The sequence below is a fragment of the Streptomyces sp. NPDC047079 genome, assembly GCF_040643755.1.
GTDB lineage: Bacteria > Actinomycetota > Actinomycetes > Streptomycetales > Streptomycetaceae > Streptomyces.
On the sequence record NZ_JBEYUZ010000035.1, the window covers coordinates 23,392 to 41,649 of the forward strand.

General features: G+C 71.4%; 13 protein-coding genes. 4 read left to right on the plus strand and 9 right to left on the minus strand.

All coding sequences use genetic code 11. The features are described from left to right. Positions 1-67: 67 nt before the first annotated feature. Together ABZ823_RS28160 and ABZ823_RS28165 are read right to left on the minus strand one after the other, a co-directional pair. Positions 68-1,708 (minus strand): ABC-F family ATP-binding cassette domain-containing protein, encoded by a 1,641-nt coding sequence (locus ABZ823_RS28160; protein WP_361665662.1) that lies wholly within the window; start codon positions 1,706-1,708, stop codon positions 68-70. A gap of 165 nt (positions 1,709-1,873) precedes the next feature. Beyond that, positions 1,874-3,829: a Xaa-Pro dipeptidyl-peptidase gene (locus ABZ823_RS28165; protein ID WP_361665663.1), complete on the minus strand. Its 1,956-nt coding sequence runs from the start codon at positions 3,827-3,829 to the stop codon at positions 1,874-1,876. 218 nt (positions 3,830-4,047) lie between these two features. Here ABZ823_RS28165 and ABZ823_RS28170 point away from each other — a divergent pair, with 218 nt between their 5' ends. Next, positions 4,048-5,541: a M1 family metallopeptidase gene (locus ABZ823_RS28170; protein ID WP_361665664.1), complete on the plus strand. Its 1,494-nt coding sequence runs from the start codon at positions 4,048-4,050 to the stop codon at positions 5,539-5,541. Positions 5,542-5,647: 106 nt separating this feature from the next. On the opposite strand, the gene ABZ823_RS28175 is transcribed toward ABZ823_RS28170, so the two are convergent. Then, a complete protein-coding gene (locus ABZ823_RS28175) occupies positions 5,648-7,114 on the minus strand; it encodes an amino acid permease (RefSeq protein ID WP_361665665.1) in 1,467 nt (488 codons plus the stop codon). Between the two features lie 255 nt (positions 7,115-7,369). Between ABZ823_RS28175 and ABZ823_RS28180 the strand changes: the two genes are divergently transcribed. After that, the gene (locus tag ABZ823_RS28180; protein ID WP_361665666.1) at positions 7,370-8,083 is read left to right on the plus strand and encodes a MerR family transcriptional regulator; all 714 of its coding nucleotides are present in this window, start codon (positions 7,370-7,372) and stop codon (positions 8,081-8,083) included. Positions 8,084-8,148: 65 nt separating this feature from the next. Here the strand turns inward: ABZ823_RS28180 and ABZ823_RS28185 are convergent, their stop codons facing one another. The 3 genes from ABZ823_RS28185 to ABZ823_RS28195 form a co-directional block, all read right to left on the minus strand. After that, positions 8,149-10,329, minus strand: a complete 2,181-nt coding sequence (locus tag ABZ823_RS28185; RefSeq protein WP_361665667.1) for a 3-hydroxyacyl-CoA dehydrogenase NAD-binding domain-containing protein — start codon at positions 10,327-10,329, stop codon at positions 8,149-8,151. A gap of 49 nt (positions 10,330-10,378) precedes the next feature. Continuing rightward, a complete protein-coding gene (locus ABZ823_RS28190) occupies positions 10,379-11,593 on the minus strand; it encodes an acetyl-CoA C-acetyltransferase (RefSeq protein ID WP_361665668.1) in 1,215 nt (404 codons plus the stop codon). A gap of 241 nt (positions 11,594-11,834) precedes the next feature. Continuing rightward, positions 11,835-12,974, minus strand: coding sequence for a CaiB/BaiF CoA-transferase family protein (locus tag ABZ823_RS28195; protein ID WP_361665669.1), 1,140 nt, complete (start codon positions 12,972-12,974; stop codon positions 11,835-11,837). 269 nt (positions 12,975-13,243) lie between these two features. On the opposite strand from ABZ823_RS28195, the gene ABZ823_RS28200 reads away from it, so the two are divergent. After that, a complete protein-coding gene (locus ABZ823_RS28200) occupies positions 13,244-14,419 on the plus strand; it encodes a saccharopine dehydrogenase NADP-binding domain-containing protein (protein WP_361665670.1) in 1,176 nt (391 codons plus the stop codon). Here the strand turns inward: ABZ823_RS28200 and ABZ823_RS28205 are convergent. Genes ABZ823_RS28205 through ABZ823_RS28215 form a run of 3 tightly spaced genes read right to left on the minus strand, consistent with a single transcriptional unit; the run spans position 14,364 to position 16,646 of the window. Next, the gene (locus ABZ823_RS28205) at positions 14,364-15,149 is read right to left on the minus strand and encodes an endonuclease V (protein ID WP_361665671.1); all 786 of its coding nucleotides are present in this window, start codon (positions 15,147-15,149) and stop codon (positions 14,364-14,366) included. The genes ABZ823_RS28200 and ABZ823_RS28205 overlap by 56 nt on opposite strands. Before the next feature lie 33 nt (positions 15,150-15,182). Then, positions 15,183-15,506: a plasmid stabilization protein gene (locus tag ABZ823_RS28210; protein WP_361665672.1), complete on the minus strand. Its 324-nt coding sequence runs from the start codon at positions 15,504-15,506 to the stop codon at positions 15,183-15,185. 60 nt (positions 15,507-15,566) lie between these two features. Next, positions 15,567-16,646: a YCF48-related protein gene (locus ABZ823_RS28215; protein ID WP_361665673.1), complete on the minus strand. Its 1,080-nt coding sequence runs from the start codon at positions 16,644-16,646 to the stop codon at positions 15,567-15,569. 267 nt (positions 16,647-16,913) lie between these two features. On the opposite strand from ABZ823_RS28215, the gene ABZ823_RS28220 reads away from it, so the two are divergent. After that, a complete protein-coding gene (locus ABZ823_RS28220; protein WP_361665674.1) occupies positions 16,914-17,330 on the plus strand; it encodes an SsgA family sporulation/cell division regulator in 417 nt (138 codons plus the stop codon). The last annotated feature ends 928 nt before the right edge of the window (positions 17,331-18,258 follow it).

Consider the following 18,258-nt stretch of genomic DNA (forward strand, 5'->3'; position numbering starts at 1 on the left):
CGGGCCCGGACCCCCGTCGTGTCACGGAGGTCGGGCCCGTCCCGGCCGTCACACCAGGGTTGCCCTACTAGCGCTCCGTCACCTTGCCGTCCGCCACGTCCAGTCGGCGGGTGACCCTGACCGCGTCCAGCATCCGGCGGTCGTGGGTGACCAGGAGGAGCGTGCCCGTGTAGGAGTCCAGGGCCGCTTCCAGTTGTTCGATGGCGGGCAGGTCCAGGTGGTTGGTGGGCTCGTCCAGGACCAGGAGGTTGACGCCGCGGCCCTGGAGCAGGGCGAGGGCGGCCCTGGTGCGCTCGCCCGGGGAGAGGGTCGCCGCCGGGCGCAGAACATGGTCCGTCTTCAGCCCGAACTTGGCCAGCAGGGTGCGGACCTCGGCCGGTTCCGTGTCCGGGACCGCCGCGCAGAACGCGTCCAGCAGGGTTTCCGGGCCGTGGAAGAGGGCGCGGGCCTGGTCGACCTCACCGACCAGGACGCCCGAGCCCAGCGTTGCCCGGCCCGCGTCGAGGGGCGTGCGGCCCAGCAGCGCGCCGAGCAGCGTCGACTTCCCCGCTCCGTTGGCACCCGTCACCGCCACCCGGTCCGCCCAGTCGATCTGCAGCGACACCGGTCCGAAGGTGAAGTCGCCGCGCCGCACCTCGGCGTCCCGCAGCGTCGCGACGACCGCGCCCGACCTCGGGGCCGACGCGATCTCCATGCGCAGGTCCCACTCCTTGCGGGGTTCCTCGACGACCTCCAGGCGCTCGATCATGCGCTGGGTCTGCCGGGCCTTGGCGGCCTGCTTCTCGCCGGCCTCGCTGCGGAACTTGCGGCCGATCTTGTCGTGGTCGCCGCCCGCCTTGCGGCGCGCGTTCTTCACGCCCTTGTCCATCCAGGCGCGCTGCATCTGGGCCCGCTCCTGGAGGGAGGCCTTCTTGTCGGCGTACTCCTCGTAGTTCTCACGGGCGTGCCGGCGGGCCCACTCCCGCTCCTCCAGATAGGCCTCGTACCCGCCGCCGTACAGGTTGATCCGCCCTTGCGCCAGGTCGAGTTCGAGGACCTTGGTGACCGTGCGGGTGAGGAACTCCCGGTCGTGGCTGACGACCACCGTGCCGGCGCGCAGCCCGCCGACGAAGCGCTCCAGGCGTTCCAGTCCGTCCAGGTCGAGGTCGTTCGTCGGCTCGTCGAGCAGGAACACGTCATAGCGGGACAGCAGAAGCGAGGCGAGGCCCGCGCGGGCCGCCTGGCCGCCGGACAGGGACGTCATGGGCTGGTCCAGGCCGACGCCAAGACCGAGGGAGTCGGCGACCTCCTCGGCGCGCTCGTCGAGGTCCGCGCCGCCGAGGCCGAGCCAGCGCTCCAGGCTCACCGCGTACGCGTCGTCGGCGCCGGGCGCGCCGTCGACGAGCCCCTGGGTGGCCTCGTCCATCCGCCGCTGCGCCTCGGCCACACCTGTGCGGCGCGCCAGGAACTCCCGTACGGTCTCGCCCGGTCTGCGCTCCGGCTCCTGCGGCAGATGGCCGACGGTCGCCGTCGGCGGGGACAGGCGCAGCTCGCCCCGCTCGGGGCTGAGCAGTCCGGCGAGCATCCGCAGCAGGGTGGACTTTCCGGCGCCGTTGGCACCGACGAGACCGATCACATCACCGGGCGCGACGACGAGGTCGAGCCCGGAGAACAGGGAGCGGTCGCCGTGGCCGGCGGCGAGGTCCTTGGCGACGAGGGTGGCAGTCATCAGACCGCCGATCCTAACGAGAGAGCACCGACCCCGACGAGCACGGCAGTGCCTGCCACGGACAGTGAGGTGAGCGCGGCAGGCGGGTTCGGTCGGCGAGCGGGGGCGGCCGGGCCGTCGGGCCCGGCCGCCCCGCGCCCGGTCAGGACGGCGGAGGCGGTGCCGTCACCGGCCCTCCCCCGGCACGCGCCGGACGGTGTGCGGGGCCCGCGCACCGTCGGGCGTGGTCGCCGCCGGTGCGGCGGCCGGGGAGCCGGCGAGGGCGTGCGCGAACGCGGCCGGCCCTCCCACGAGCGGCACATGGGCGGCCGTGCGGGACAGGTCGACGGTCAGGGTGGGGGTGCTCGGCGGAGGGTCGATGAGGTCCTTGTCGGTGCCCGCGACGATGAGCGCGAGCCGGTGGCCCTCGGGGAGGACGTGGTCGCTCGCGGCAAGGTCGAGGGTGATCGTGTACGGCGTGCCCGGGGTGAGGGGGACGCCCTTGCGGTCCGAGGCATAGGTGCCGAGGTCGGCCCAGCCGCGGCTGAACACGGTGGAGGCGACGTCGGTCTTCCTGGCCTGGGTGACCTTGAAGCAGGCGCTGTCACCGGCCGTGCTCGCGCCCCAGCAGCTGCGGTCGGTGAGCGTGGTGATGCCCTCGCCGGAGCCCGCGTAGTCGCGGATGGTGTCGGGGCCGAGGTCGGCCAGCACGGCGGAGAGATGGGCCGTGGAGGTGGACGGGGTGACGGTGAGGGTCACCGTGGAGGAGCCGGACACCCGCAGGTCCCGCGACAGGGGCGGGGTGATGAATCCGGCCTTGCTCGCGGTGGACTCGTCGGCGTGCGCCGCCCAGTCGGTCTCGCTCAGCCGGGGGTCGTCGGTGAAGGACTCGCTGCCCGTGCCGGTACGCAGCCCGAGAGTGCCCACGCCGGTCCGGGTGCCGGGAGCCGGGTGCAGCGTCGTCGTCACCGTGCCTCGGGGCGGCCAGAGCGTGGATGTGACCCACTGGTCGGGGTGGCGCTCGATGTCGGCCATGGGTTCGCGGTCGATGCCGTTGTCGTAGCCGAGGAGTTCGTGGTCGAACCAGCGGTGCAGTGTGTCCACCCATGCGGCGCGCCGGAAGTCGAAGGGGTCGACGTGGCCGGTGCCCGAGAGCCAGATCTTGCGCTGCACGCCGTTCTTGGCGAGCGCGTTCCACCACTGGCCGAAGTGCTTGGTGCGGACATTGAGGTCCTGCATGCCGTGCACGAGGAAGACGCTGGCGCGGACCTTGCCGGCGTCCTTCACGTAGTCTCGTTCGGTCCACAGCGGCGTCCAGTCGCCGGTGCGGGGCGCCCCGTCGACGAGCTGGTGCTGCACGGCGGCGCATCTGGTGCGGGCGTCCGGGCTCTCGACGTACTGGGACAGCCAGTCGGGGCCCGAGTCGTACAGGGGCGCGCCCTTGGCGAAGTAGTAGTCGTACCAGGAGGAGATGGCGCTGATCGGCACGATGGTCTTCAGGCCTTTGACGCCGGTGGCGGCGACGCCGTTGGCGATGGTGCCGTCCCAGCTCTTGCCGATCATGCCGGTCCGTCCGTTGGTCCAGGTGGCCCTGGCGCGTGTGTTCCCGGTGCGGGTGGTGTAGCCCTTGGCCCGGCCGTTCAGCCAGTCGACGACGGCCTTCGCCGACTGGATGTCCAAGCGCCCGCCGACGTCCACACAGCCGTCGGAGCGATTGGTTCCGGCCAGGTCGACGCCGACGAAGGCGTAGCCCCGGGGGACGAAGTAGTTGTCGTAGAAGAGCGGCATCCGGACGACTCGGCCGCTTGCGTCGTAGGTCTTCGTCTGGCTCTCGTTACCGCGCCCGCAGCAGGAGTAGTACGGGCTGGCGTCCATGATCACGGGGATTCTGCGGCCCTGCGCGGCGGGTTCACGCGGGCGGACGATGTCGGCGGCGACCCGGTCGCTCTTCCCGTCGCCGTCGCCGTCGAGGCCGGTGTCCACCCAGACGGCCTCGCGGATGGCGTCGTCGTACGAGTACACGGGCCGGCTCTCCCGGGGGGTGCCGTGGGCGGCCGCCGGGGTGAGGAAGGCGGCCAGCAGGGCGGCCGTGGCCGCCGTCGCGAACGGTCTCCAGATCGTGAAGCGCGTGCGTATCGGCATGCGCGAAGACGCTACAGGGGTCAACTCCCCTTCAGAAGAGGGCAGCTGACGGGAAGAGGGCTGGGTGGTGCGCAATGGCCGGGAACGCACCGTGGGACGGCTTCGCTCATGTCGGCCGGATGGCGATCGTGTGACGGACGGTGCCATGGACATGATCGGGGGCCCAGGGGGTGAATAGGCTCCGAACAGATCCTGTGTCCCTACGACTTGGAGCTCTCGTGCACCGCAGACTCATCGCACCGGGCGCACTCGCGGCGGCCTCCCTGTTGCTGGCGATCCCGGCTTCGGCGGCCGACTACAAGCTCGGCGCTCCGGGGATCGGCGACCCCTATTACCCGTACTACGGCAACGGCGGATACGACGTCTCGCACTACGACCTGCGGCTGAGGTACCAGCCGCAGTCGGACCGGCTGGAGGGCACGGCGACGATCCTCGCACGGACGACGCAGGACCTGTCCCGGTTCGACCTGGACTTCCTGCTCGACGTCAGCGAGGTGCGGGTGAACGGCGCGAAGGCGGCCTTCGCCACCTCCGGGCAGCACGAACTGGTGGTCACCCCGGCCGCCCCGCTGCCGAAGGGCACACCGGTCACGGTCGTGGTCCGCTACAGCGGGGTTCCGTCCACGAAGAGCGCGTACGGCTTCACCACCTGGCACCGCACCCCGGACGGCGCGGTCGCGGCCGACGAGCCCGAGGCGGCGTGGTGGTGGTTCCCGAGCAACGACCACCCGCTGGACAAAGCGACGTACGACGTGTCGGTGGCCGTGCCGGACGGCACCCAGGCGATCTCCAACGGCACGCTGCGGTCGACGAGTTCGCAGCTCGGCTGGACGCGCTACAACTGGAGGTCCAGCAAGCCGCAGGCGACCTATCTGGCCACGCTCGCGATCGGCAGGTTCGACATCACCACCGGGAAGACGTCGGCCGGCGTCCCGGTCGTCAACGCGTACAGCAAGGATCTCGGCGACAACGACGGGGCGGCGCGGGCGAGCCTGGAGCGGACCGGCGAGATCGTCGACTGGCTGACCGGCTACTTCGGGCCGTACCCGTTCGACTCGGTCGGCGGGTACGTGCCGAACACCACCACGGGCTACGCGCTGGAGACGCAGACCCGTGTCTACTACAGCCCGAAGCAGTTCGCGAACGGCTCGAACACATCCGTCGTCGTGCACGAGCTGGCGCACCAGTGGTACGGCGACGACGTGTCGCTCAAGGGCTGGAAGGACATCTGGATCAACGAGGGCTTCGCGCGCTACGCGCAGTGGCTGTGGTCGGAGCACGAGGGCGAGGGCACGGCGCAGGAACTGGCGGACTACGTGTACGCCTCGCACCCGGCCGACGACGCCTTCTGGACGGTCAGGCCCGGTGACCCGGGCCCGGAGAACCAGTTCGACATCGCGGTCTACGACCGTGGCGCGCTGGCCGTCCAGGCCCTGCGCAACGAGGTCGGGGACGACGCGTTCTTCGCCATCCTGAAGGGCTGGCCGAGGGAGCACTCGTACGGCAACGCGTCGGTCTCCGACTTCCAGGCCTACGCGGAGAAGGTGTCCGGCAAGCCGCTGGCCTCGCTCTTCGACACCTGGTTGTTCCAGCCGTCGAAGCCCGCGGCGCCCGCGGCGCGGACCGCGGCCATCGCGAGGACGTCGGCCGCCCCCGTCCAGCCGAGGTCGTGGAAGAAGATCGCGGCGACGAACGACGCGCACCGGCGCTGAGTCGCGGATGTGCCATGGCCCCGGGGCGGGTGCCCCGGGGCCGGCGTCCGGCGCGGAGCCCCCGACGGGGCCGCGTGGGAGATGCGGCCCCGTGTGGCCCCGGCGGCTACTTCCTCAGGTCGGTCAGCTCCTGGTCCGCGGCCGTCGCGATCCTGCGGCGCAGCGCGAACCAGCCGCCCACGAGCAGCGCGGCGATCACCGGGATGAGGAGCAGCGTCTTGCGGCCGACCTCGGGGTCGTTCCACATCAGGCCGAGTACGGCCAGCAGGAAGGCCACCGTCGCAATCTCCGTGACGGGGCTGCCGGGCAGCCGGAAGGACGGCCGGGTGACCAGCCCCGCCTTCGCGCGGCGCACGAAGATCAGGTGGCAGATCATGATGATCACCCAGGTGCTGATGATGCCGAGGGACGCCACGTTCAGCACGATCTCGAAGGCCTGGCTCGGCATGAGGTAGTTCAGGACGACGCCGAGCACGCAGACCGCGCAGGTGAGCAGGATGCCGCCGTACGGGACCTGGCTGCGGTTCATCCGCGCCGTGAACCTGGGCGCCGAACCCGCCATGGCCATGGAGCGCAGGATGCGGCCGGTGGAGTAGAGGCCGGAGTTCAGTGAGGACATCGCGGCGGTCAGGACGACCAGGTTCATCACGTCGCCCGCACCCTGGACGCCGATCTTCGACAGTACGGTGACGAAGGGGCTCTGGTCCGCGGAGTACACCGAGCCCGGCAGCAGCAGCGCGAGCAGGACCACCGAACCGACGTAGAAGAGACCGACCCGCCACATGATCGAGTTCACCGCGCGCGGGACGACCTTCTCCGGCTCGGCGGTCTCGCCCGCGGCCACACCGACCAGCTCGAGCGCCGCGTAGGCGAAGATCACGCCCTGCATCACCAGGACGACGGGCATGAGCCCGTGCGGGAAGACGCCGCCGTGGTCGGCGATCACGCTCAGACCCGGCTTCTCACCCCCGACCCGGTGCTGCGTGGCCAGCAGGAAGATGCCGACGATCATGAAGCTCACCAGCGTGGCGACCTTGATGATCGCGAACCAGAACTCCATCTCGCCGAAGATCTTCACCGAGATCAGGTTCACGGCCAGGACGACCGCGAGGGCGATCAGGGCGAGCACCCACTGCGGGATGGGGGTGAAGAAGCTCCAGTAGTGGGTGTACAGCGCGATGGCGGTGATGTCGGCGATGCCGGTCGTCGACCAGTTGAGGAAGTACATCCAGCCGGCGACGTAGGCGCCCTTCTCGCCGAGGAACTCGCGCGCGTACGACACGAAGGACCCGGACGACGGCCGGTACAGCACCAGCTCGCCGAGGGCACGGACGACGAAGAAGGCGAAGACACCGCACACCAGGTAGGCCAGCGCGAGGGCGGGCCCCGCGTTGTGCAGCCGGCCGCCGGCCCCGAGGAAGAGACCGGTGCCGATCGCTCCACCGATGGCGATCATGTTGACATGGCGGGCCTTGAGGTCCTTGCTGTAACCGGCGTCGCCCGCGTCCGCGGGCGTCCGGGGCGCATCCTGGTGGGATGCAACCGCAACCGTGTGCACGGCGTCCTTGCTCACGAGTGGATCTACTCTCTGGTGCGCCCGGCGCAGGGGTGATGCGCGGGTGTCCGGATGGGACTCGGCCCGGGCCACCGCTGACGCGGCACAGACCAAGGCGCCACTTTCCCTCGCGGGCCGCCCCGTATGCGATGGCGCACGTCACATAGCGGCACTTCTCACATGATCGCCATACTGCCGTCGCCCGGCCGTCACATGGGCGTGGTGGGTCCGCTCCGGTGTCACAGTGGTGGTGGGACAGCGATACTGTTGCACATGACGACCGAGACCGAGGAGCCGACACTCACCGTCGACGAGCTGGCCGCGCGTGCGGGTGTCACGGTCCGCACCGTCCGCTTCTACAGCGCCAAGGGGCTGCTTCCGCCGCCGGCGATCGGCCCCCGGCGGGTGGGCCGCTACGGGCAGGCGCACCTGGCCCGGCTGGCTCTGATCGAGGAACTTCAGCGCCAGGGCATGACACTGGCCGCGATCGAGCGCCATCTGCGGCAGCTGCCGGCGGACGTCAGCGCGCGGGATCTCGCCATCCACCGAGCGGTCGTGGCGTCCTGGGCTCCGGACACGGTCGAGACGATGACGCGGGAGGAGCTTCAGCGGCGGGCGGGGCGGCCCCTCGGCGAGGAGGAACTTCAGCGGCTGGCGGCCATGAGCGTGGCCGTGCCGCACGAGGGGGCGTACCGGGTGGACCCGGGCCTGCTGCGGCTCGGCGTCGAGCTGCTCGACGTGCCCCTCGGTCTTCACACCGTGCTCGCCGCCCGTGGCGTCCTGATCGAGCACTCGCGTGCGGCGGCTCGCGAGCTGTCGCGGCTGCTGCGCGATGCGGTCGCCGAGCGCGACTCCACGGAGGTGAAGTCGCTCTCGGCGCATATGCAGCCGCTGGTGGTGCAGGCCCTGCTCACCACGTTCCAGCGCTCCCTCAAGGAGGAGCTGCGGGAGTGGCTCACGGACGGGCAGCCCCCACGGGAGTCCTGACCGGCGGGTCCCGGCCCAGGCTCCCGGGAGTCCGGACCGGCGGGCCCGGCCCGGACTCCCGTGGTTCAGCGCGCGTCGGTGAACCGCTCCCCCTTCTCCGCCTTCTCCACCAGCAGCGCGGGCGGCGCGAACCGCTCGCCGTACCGCTCGGCCAGTTCCCGGGCGCGCGCCACGAAGCCGGGCAGGCCACCCTCGTAGCCGTTGACGTACTGGAGGACACCGCCCGTCCAGCCGGGGAAGCCGATCCCGAAGATCGAACCGATGTTGGCGTCCGCGACGGACGTGAGCACGCCCTCCTCCAGGAGCCGGACGGTGTCCAGCGCCTCGGAGAACAGCATGCGCTCCTGCATGTCCTCGAACGGGATCGTGTGCCCCGGCCTGGTGAAGTGCTCGCGCAGGCCCGGCCACAGCCGCCCGCGCTTGCCGTCCTCGCCGTACTCGTAGAAGCCGGCGCCGCCGCTGCGGCCGGTGCGCCCGAACTCGTCGACCATGCGGTCGATGACGGCCTCGGCGGGATGCGGGGTCCAGGTGCCGCCGGCCTCCTCCACGGCCCGCTTCGACTCGTTCCGGATCTTGCGCGGCAGGGTGAGCGTCAGCTCGTCCATCAGGGACAGCACCTTGGCCGGGTAGCCGGCCTGCGCGGCCGCCTGCTCGACGGAGGCGGGTTCGATGCCCTCCCCGACCATCGCGACGCCCTCGTTGATGAAGTGGCCGATCACCCGGGAGGTGAAGAAGCCGCGCGAGTCGTTGACGACGATCGGCGTCTTGTTGATCTGCCGGACCAGGTCGAAGGCGCGCGCCAGCGCCTCGTCCCCCGTCCGCCTGCCCTTGATGATCTCGACGAGCGGCATCTTGTCCACGGGTGAGAAGAAGTGCAGCCCGATGAAGTCGGACTGCCGCTCCACGCCCTCGGCGAGTGCGGTGATCGGCAGGGTGGAGGTGTTGGAGCACAGCAGCGCGTCGGGCTCGACGATGTGCTCGATCTCCTGGAACACCTTGTGCTTGAGCGCGGGGTCCTCGAACACGGCCTCGATGACCGCGTCGCAGCCGGCGAGATCGGCGGCTTCGCCGGTGGGCGTGATCCGGGCGAGCAGCGCGTCCGCCTTCGCCTGCGTCGTACGCCCCCTGGCGACCGCCTTCGCACAGAGCTTCCCCGAGTAGCCCTTGCCCTTGACGGCCGCTTCCAGGGAGACGTCCTTGAGCACGACCTCGATGCCGGCGCGGGCGCAGGAATAGGCGATGCCCGCGCCCATCATCCCGGCGCCGAGGACGGCGACCTTGCGGACCTGGCGGGGCTCGATGCCCTTCGGACGGTTGGCGCCGGAGTTGACGGCCTGGAGGTCGAAGAAGAACGCCTGGATCATGTTCTTCGCGGTCTGGCCGGTGACCAGCTCGGTGAAGTAGCGCGCCTCGATGGTCAGGGCGGTCTCGAAGTCGACCTGGGAGCCCTCGACGGCGGCGGCGAGGATGTTGCGCGGGGCCGGGTAGGGGGCGCCGTTCAGCTGCTTCTTCAGATTGGCCGGGAAGGCGGGCAGATTGGCGGCGAACTTCGGGTTGGCCGGCGTACCGCCCGGGATCTTGTAGCCCGGCTTGTCCCAGGGCTGCTGTGACTCGGGGTGGGCGTCGATGAAGGCGCGGGCCTTGTCCAGCATCTCTTCCTGGGTGGCGGCCACCTCGTGGACCAGGCCGTTGTCCAGGGCGCGCCGCGGTGCGTACTGGGTGCCCTGGAGCAGCACCTTCAGCAGCGCGTCGGCGATGCCCATGAGGCGTACGGTGCGGGTGACGCCGCCGCCCGCGGGGAGAAGGCCGAGGGTGACCTCGGGCAGGCCGATCTTGGAGCCGGGGGCGTCCAGGGCGATGCGGTGGTGGGAGGCGAGCGCGATCTCGTATCCGCCGCCCAGGGCGGCACCGTTGATGGCGGCGACGACCGGCTTGCCGAGGGTCTCGATACGGCGCAGGGAGTTCTTGATCGCCATACCGGTCTCGAAGACCTGCTGGGCGTCCTCGGGACCGGCCTTGATCATGTCCTTGAGGTCGCCGCCCGCGAAGAAGGTCTTCTTGGCGGAGGTGTAGATGATGCCGCGGATGGAGTCCTTCTCGGCCTCGGCGCGCTCGGCGACCGCCGCGATGGACTCCTTGAACGCCTGGTTCATGGTGTTCGCGGACTGGTCGGGGTCGTCGAGGACAAGGGTGACGATGCCGGTGTCGTCCTGCTCCCAGCGGATGGTGGTGGGCTCAAGTCTCATCAGGGATGCTCCGTAAGATCCGTTCGATCTGTTCGATCCGTTGGGAAGGTCAGACGCGCTCGACGACGGTGGCGATGCCCATGCCGCCGCCCACGCACAGCGTGGCCAGCCCGTACCGCTTGTCCTGGCGCTCCAGCTCGTCCACCAGCGTGCCGAGGATCATCGCGCCGGTCGCGCCCAGCGGGTGCCCCAGGGCGATGGCGCCGCCGTTGACGTTGATCTTGTCCAGGGACAGGCCCATGTCCTTCGCGAAGCGCAGCACGACGGCGGCGAAGGCCTCGTTGATCTCGACCAGGTCGATGTCGTCGATGGTCAGACCGGCCTTTGCGAGCGCCTTGCGCGTGGCGGGGGCGGGACCGGTGAGCATGATCGTCGGCTCGGAGCCGGACACCGCCGCGGAGACGATCCGGGCCCGCGGCCGCAGCCCGTACCGCTCGCCGACCTCCTTGGAGCCGATGGCGACGAGCGCCGCGCCGTCGACGATGCCGGAGGAGTTGCCCGCGTGGTGGACGTGGTCGATCTGCTCGACCCAGTGGTACTTCTGAAGCGCCACCGCGTCGAAGCCGCCCAGTTCGCCGATGTCCGCGAACGACGGCTTGAGCTTCGCGAGGGAGTCGGCGGTGGTGCCGGGCCGCATGTGCTCGTCCTGGTCGAGGACGACCAGTCCGCTGCGGTCCTTCACGGGAACCACGGACTTCTCGAAGCGGCCGTCCTTCCAGGCGGCCGCGGCCCGCTCCTGGGACAGCGCGGCGTATTCGTCGACGTCCCGCCGGGAGAAGCCCTCGATGGTGGCGATGAGGTCGGCGCCGATGCCCTGGGGCACGAAGTTGGTGGCCATGTTGGTCATCGGGTCGGCGAACCAGGCGCCGCCGTCCGAGGCCATCGGCACCCGCGACATCGACTCGACGCCGCCCGCGAGCACCAGGTCCTCCCAGCCCGAACGGACCTTCACGGCAGCGAGGTTGACGGCTTCGAGCCCGGAGGCGCAGAAGCGGTTCTCCTGGACGCCGGCCACCGTGTCGGGCAGTCCCGCGGCGATCGCGGCGATGCGGGCGATGTCGGAGCCCTGGTCGCCGACCGGGCCGACGACGCCGAGCACGATGTCGTCGATGGCGGCGGGGTCGAGGTCCGGGAAACGCCGCCGGACCTCGTGGATGAGTCCGACCACCAGGTCGATGGGCTTGGTGCCGTGCAGGGCGCCGTTCGCCTTGCCGCGTCCGCGGGGGGTGCGGATCGCGTCGTACACATACGCTTCGGTGCTCACTGGTAAGCCTTTCGGGAGGGTCGGCCGAGCGGGGACCGACCGGGAATCTCCTTCATGATCCCGGTGGTCGCGTCGTGGATGGTCGGGATGCGGCCGTCGGTGAAGGCCCCGGCGCCACGGTGGTCCGTCAGGGAGTGATACCCGCCGCGCGCGTTCCGACGGCGGTCCCTCGTCCGCTGCCGCGGCGCGGTCGACGGCGGACCCGCGGGCGGCCCGGCTCGGCGAGCGCGTTGTGTGGTCGTCATCCGTCGCCGTCCGCCAGGAGTCGGGGTACGTCCCAGTCGCGCGCGACCTCCTCGGTGTCGGCGCCGGGCTGCGCCGGTCCGCCGCGTACCGCCGTATGGGTGAGCGAGAAGCGGGGTGCGGGTGCCGGCTGGGTGATGCCGCCGTGGTCGGTGAAGGTGCCGCGAGCGGCGAGGTGGGGATGCGCCGGGGCCTCGCGGAGTGAGAGGACGGGGGCCACGCACGCGTCGGAGCCTTCGAAGACCGCGGTCCACTCCTCGCGGGTGCGCATCTTGAAACGGGCGGCGACGGCCTCCCGCAGCTCGCCCCAGCGGGCGACGTCCTTGCGGGCCGGCGCCTGGTCCCCGAGGCCCAGCAGGTCCACGAACTCCTCATAGAACTGCTGCTCGAGGGCACCCACCGCCATGTACCGGCCGTCGGCCGTCTCGTAGGTGCCGTAGAAGGGGCAGCCTCCGTCGAGGAGGTTGACGCCGCGGCGGTCCTGCCAGCCACCGGCCGCGAGCATGCCGTGCATCATCGAGGCCAGGTGCGCGGCGCCGTCCACGATGGCCGCGTCCACGACCTGTCCGGTGCCCGTGGCGCGGGCGTGGTGGAGGGCGGCCAGGACGCCGACGACCAGGTAGAGCGAACCGCCCGCGTAGTCGCCGACGAGGTTGGCGGGGATGGCGGGCGGCGCGTCCGGGGCACCGATGAGGCCGAGTGTGCCGGTGACCGCGATGTACGCGATGTCGTGCCCGGCACGGGGGGCCAGCGGGCCCTCCTGGCCCCAGCCGGTCATCCGGCCGTAGACGAGCTTCGGGTTGCGGGCGTGACAGGTCTCGGGGCCGATGCCCAGGCGCTCGGCCACGCCGGGGCGGTAGCCCTCGATGAGGACGTCGGCGCGTTCGACCAGGTCGAGGACGCGCTCGGGGCCGTGCTCGGCCTTGAGGTCGACGGTCACCGAACGCTTGTTGCGGTTGGTGACGTCGAACCGCGCATTGATCGCGAGGTCCGAGCCGTTCGGCCGCTCGACCCGTACGACGTCCGCGCCGAGGTCGGCGAGGAGCATGGCGGCGAACGGGCCGGGCCCGATGCCCGCCAGTTCGACGACACGCACTCCGGCCAGGGGGCCCTGCCCCGGCGACCTTGCCACTGCCATCAGGCCCCCAGCCTTGTGACATCACCGATGTGACACCACCGATGTTAAGAACGTGTTCCACTCCGGGCAATACCTGACCGAGCAAGCGCTTGGTCAAATACGGGCCCAGAGCCTCCGTACCGGTGCCCGGCCGACGCGCGGCTCGGGCGAACCACCTGGTCACGGCCTCGCGCCCACCTCGTCGTCCGACATCTCGCCTCTCACGCTAGCCTCAGCCACCGACAACGGCGCGGGCGGAGAACCGGCAACCGCGTGGGCGGAGAGGTGTCATGGTCAGGCTGAAGATGGAACGCCCGTACGACATCGTGCTGTTCGGGGCGACGGGTTTCGTGGGCGCGCTCACCGCGCGGTACCTCGCCGCGCACGCGCCCGACGGTCTGCGCTGGGCCCTGGCGGGCCGCGGCGCCGGGAAGCTGGAGCGACTGCGGGAGCAGCTGGCCGGGCCCGCCGAGCCCGATGTACTGCGGGCGGACGTCGCGGACCCGGAGTCGCTGCGTGAACTCGCCCGCAACGCGCGCGTACTCGCCACCACGGTCGGGCCCTACCTGCGCTACGGCGAGGACCTGGTGGCCGCCTGCGCCGACGCCGGCACCGACTATCTGGACCTCTCCGGCGAGGCCGAGTTCGTCGACCTCGTCTATGTGCGGCACGACGTACGCGCGCGGGAGACGGGGGCACGACTCGTGCACTCGTGCGGGTTCGACTCCGTTCCGCACGACCTGGGGGTGTACTTCACCGTGCAGCAGCTCCCCGAGGGGGTGCCGCTCAGAGTCGACGGCTACGTCCGCGCTGAGGCGATGTTCTCGGGCGGCACCTTCGCCTCGGCGCTCGGCCAGATGGCGCGCGGGCCGCAGCTGCTGGCGGCGGCCCGGGACCGCGGACGGCACGAGCCCCGCCTGCTGGAGCGGCGGGCCCGGGCTCCTCTCGGCGCTCCGCGGTTCGCGAAGGAGGTCGGCGCGTGGGTGCTGCCGCTGCCCACCATCGACGCCCAGGTGGTGCGCCGGTCGGCGCGGGTGCTGGAGCGGTACGGGCCCGACTTCCGCTACCGGCACTACGCGGCCGTCGAGACCCTGCCCTTCGCCGTTGGCGGGGTGGCAGCCGCGGGCGCGCTGTTCACGGCCGCACAGCTGCCGCCCGCACGACGGTGGCTGGCGGACCGGCTCAGGCCCGGGGACGGGCCGGACCCCGAGAAGCGCGCCAGAAGCTGGTTCACGGTGCGTTTCGTGGGCGAGGGCGGCGGGCAGCGCGTGTTCACGGAGGTCGCGGGCGGTGACCCGGGCTACGACGAGACGGCGAAGATGTTCGCCGAGTCGGCCCTGTCCCTCGCCTTCGACGACCTGCCGCACACGTCCGGCCAGGTGACGACCGCCGAGGCGATGGGCAACGCCCTCATCGAGCGCCTCCGCACGGCGGGCATCGGCTTCCGGGTGGCGGCGCGACGGTAGGGCCCGTGGCCGCTCGGCCACCCGTGGGGCCCGCCCCCGTTCGGTCCACCGTCTCCCTCAGGGCGCGGCGGCACAGCGCGTCCGCGCGCCGGGTGGTCTCGGGGAGGCGGTACTCGGGTGCGAGCGCGAGGGTGTGGGCGCAGGCGTTGTCGAGGCGGACACGGTGTCCCACCGAGACGAACACCGGCTTGACGCCCGCCTGGGTGCGCACGGCCCGGCCGACCTCGTCCGTGCCGGCGAGGAGCGGGCTCGTGCTGCCGCGCGACGCGCCCGGCTCCTCGTATGTGAAGGCGAAGGGGTTCTTGGCCACGCCGATCGTCGGCAGGCCGGTGAGCACGCCGAGGTGACTCGCCAGGCCGAAGCGGCGCGGGTGGGCGAGGCCGTAGCCGTCGCACACGACCAGCCCGGGGTCGCGGTCGAGGGCCTCCAGGGCGGCCAGCACGGTGGGCACCTCCCGGAAGGCGAGCAGGCCCGGCACGTACGGGAAGGAGACCTCGCCGACGGCGATGGCCTCGGCGACCACGGCGAGCGTGGCCGCGTCCAGCACGACGGCCGCCGCCGCGACCACGCCGCGCTCGTCGTCGTAGGCGACGTCGACCCCGGTCACCCGGCCGGTCGCGGGCGGCGGTCCCGGCTCGTCCAGGACCACCCGCCCGCGCAACTCGTCCTGCGCGGCACGGGCTTCTTCCTCGGTGACGGGCCAGCCCGCGGGAATGCGTACGATCGTCATGGCGGTGCCGAGCGTACGGCGCCACGGCACGTGTCACTTGCCCAGGGCGCGCTGTAGCTCGCTCTTGTTCATGTCCGAACGGCCCCGGATGTTGCGCCGCTTGGCCTCCTCGTACAGCTGGTCGTACGTCGGTCCCTGGGAGCCCCGGCCCGAGCGCTGCCCGCCCCGCCTGCCGGACGACATGTCCTGGGTGGACGTTCGGCTCGCGGTCTTGGACTCGCCGGAGCGGGCGCGCTCCTTGTTCACGGTGCGGGCCGCGATCTCCTTGGCGCGCCCCGGGCTCTCCCCCCGGTCGAGCGCGCTGTCCTTGATGTGCTCGTACTGACGTTCCCGCTTGGGGCTGGAGCCGCGTGGCATGACCGGTCCTTCCTCTCGGTGTGGATCACACCCGGGTACCCCTTTTCCCCATGGTCACCGTCAGGGCTCCAGACGGGCCGCCCGCCCCTTCTCGCCCGAGGCCCAGCAGCTCGCGTCCGGGGCGCAGTTCACGGTGTCGTACGAACCCGTGTCGACGGTCCTCCAGGTGCGGCCGCCGTCCATGGTGAGGTCGGTGCCGGTCGGGCCGACGGCGAGCGCGGCCGTGCGGCTGTGGGGGAGCCATGTCACACCGGAGCGGTAGGCGGGCGGAGGCTCTGCGGCGGGCGTCCAGGTGCGGCCGCCGTCGCGGCTCACCGCGGCGGAGCGCGGTGACGGCTGGTCCGCGCGGTAGTCGCCGCCGACCGCCAGGCCGTGCGTGCGGTCGCCGAAGGCGAGCGCGAAGACACCGCGTGCCGGATCGCCCGCCGGCACCGGTGTGTCGGCGGCCGCCCAGGTCGCCCCCCGGTCCGCTGAGTGCATCACGCGCGCGTGCGCGCCGCCGCCCGTGGCGAGCCACACATCGCGCGGCCCCGAGGAGACCAGGCACTGGCCGCCGGCCGCGAAGCCGGCCTCGCCGTCCTGGGCGGCGGGCATGCCGGCGCCGGGCAGGACCGTCCAGGAGCGGCCGCCGTCGCGGGTGGACAGGAGGCGGAAGGTACCGTCGACCGGGTCGCTCACGGCGAGGCCGTGGCGCCGGTCGAAGAAGGTGAGGCAGTCGTAGAAGGCCTTGGCGTCGGTGTTGCGGAACGCCTCGGCCCAGGTCCGCCCGCCGTCGTCCGTGCGCAGCAGACGGGATGCCTCGCCCTCACCGACGGCCAGGACCACCGCGTGCCGCGCGTCGAACGCCTCCACGTCACGGAACTCCAGATCCGCGCCGCCGGGCGGGGAGACGTCCTGCCAGTGCGCGCCGCCGTCCGTGGTGCGCAGCACGGTGCCCTTGGATCCGGCGAGCCAGGCGGTGTCCCGGCTGACCGCCGACAGTCCGCGGAAGCGGACGTCCGTGCCGGTGTCCTTGAGCTGCCAGTGCGGTGCCGGCCGCTGCGTCTCGTGCGCCTGCGCGGGTGCCGCCCACAGGGCGGTGAGCGCCGCCGCGCACACTCCCGCGGCCACCGTCCGGCCCGTACGTCCCCTGTTCCCCATGCCCGTCATGGCGCGCGAAGTTAGCCCACTCCCCCGGTGCCGTCCAGGGCCCCGCACGGGAACCATGCCTGGGCGCCCGGTGTCCTCTCCGATGTCCTGGAAGACCGCGGGACGGAAAGCGATCAGCATCATCCGCCTCAGGGGCATGGTCTCGGTGACAGAGGTCACTCTCCCTTCATGTGCACGGATCGGCCGATTCCATCGTCTCTTCAAGTGCCCGGCCCCATCCGCCCGAAGTCCATCCAGCCGTCACAAGGGAGCAAGGCGTTGTCCACCGTCATCGAGCAGCCCGTGGAGGCCCGTCTCGTCGCCGCCGCGCCGCGGATGCCGAGCATTCCGTCCGTGCTCCACTACGACCGGCGCGACCCGTTCGCCGTCCGCATGACCTTCCCCGCCCCCGCCACCCTGGAGGGCGTAGAGGTCTGCTGGACCTTCGCCCGCGAACTCCTCACGGCCGGCCTGGAGGGCCCCGAGGGACACGGCGACGTGCGTGTGCGACCCTACGGCTACGACCGCACCGTCCTGGAGTTCCACGCGCCGGAGGGCACCGCCGTGGTGCACGTCCACTCGGAGGAGGTCCGGCGCTTCCTGCGGCGGACCACGGAGCTGGTGCCGATCGGTCTCGAGCACCTTCAGGTGGACCTCGACCACGACCTTGCCGAGCTGATGCGGGACGCGTGCTGAACTCCCCCCGTAAGGTTGGCCGTCGGCGCCCCACGGCGAGGGCCGCGGCCGACGCCCCACGGTGAGGGCCGCGGCCGACGCCCCACGGTGAGGGCCGCGGCCGGCGCCTCACGGTGGGAGGCGGCCGGGACTCCCTTGGCGGAAATGACCGGATGACGGGCCTCCCACAGGAGCTGCCGCGGACGGCCCGGGCGCTCCCCCGGGGACTCACGGCCGGCGCGTCCACTGATGGACCGTCTCGTAGCTGACCTCGATACCGCGCTCGAGCATCAGCTCTTCGACGCCCCTCCAAAGATCCGACCAGACAGATGATCATCACACCGGAGACGGCTCCCGCTCAACCTGACTGCGCCGCACGGCTACAGGCATACACCCGCGCCCTGATCCACCGTCATCCCGAAGCGAAGACCTCAGTTGTGACAAGTGACAACCAGGCTGCTTCGACTATTCACGTTCACCAGGTCCCGCTGGTGACAACTCCTGAGCTTCGGTTCGTCCACCCCTCGACTGTGAGCTCCAACTTGCTGCGCCCGGTAGGCCAGTGGGTGTGACAGGCAAGTGAAGCCCCTGGTAGGGGGCTGGAGAAGGTTCAGCGGGTCCGCTTTCACTCGTTAGTGGTATTTTCCGATTACTCAGAGGGCGTGAGGGGAAGTGGAAACTATGCCTCAGAAAGGAGGGAAAGGATATGGTTAAGAAAATCGTGCGCAGGTTCTTTGCGGATCGGCGCTACGGCGCGTACCGCGTCCACTGGTAACTCGCGCCTTCCCCTGGCACTGTAGCGGTGACATCGTACTTGCCGCCCGGTGTGGACGTGGGGGGGGGGGGGGGGGGGGGGGGGCGGGCCGGGGGGGGGGGGGGGGGGGTTGGTTTTTAGAGAATGGGGTTTAGGGAGTGGGGAAAAGCAAAACCACCGCGAGGGGGGGGTGTG